Source organism: Roseibium sp. RKSG952, from assembly GCF_009711355.1.
Window position 1 is genome coordinate 1 of record NZ_SMMF01000270.1, and the last position, 478, is coordinate 478.

Annotated in this window: 1 protein-coding gene; it reads right to left on the reverse strand. The window is 58.6% G+C overall.

The window, feature by feature from the left end:
- Positions 1-153: 153 nt before the first annotated feature.
- Complete coding sequence (locus E1297_RS00685; protein WP_155132662.1) at positions 154-330, reverse strand: hypothetical protein; 177 nt, start codon at positions 328-330, stop codon at positions 154-156.
- Positions 331-478: the final 148 nt, after the last annotated feature.

Genomic DNA, 478 nt, shown 5'->3' on the forward strand with positions numbered 1-478 from the left:
GGAGCCCTCAGAGCCCGACTGCACTTGCGCTGGGGAAGCGCGTTCATGCGGTTCCTCCTTTTCCATAGTGCAGGCCGCCTCCATCAGCAGCATGGCCAGGGCCGCCAGCGCAGCTTCCCTTTGGTGCGTGCTTATCCCTCGCGCCTTGGGCGGTTAATAGACTGGCGAGATCAATAAGCGCTTTGAGTAAAACCCGGGCTCGCCAATCTCCATGCCCGCGCAGGCAATCGGATCCAGCATCCATGTCGGAATGACAATAACATTGCCGGACGCCGTCTCGATGTGCGCCACAGCCCCGCGTTTGCGCTGGTCGACGCCCTGGCGTCTCACGCGCTTGCCAAATAGCGGATGATGCGGGTAGTGAACGGTTACAAATTCGCTGATATGGGCAGAATGACCTTGCGATTGCTCTTGGAAGAAAAAATTTCCTTTTCACGGGCTCCGAAGATGGCGGCAAGGCAGCTGCCATCGCCTACAC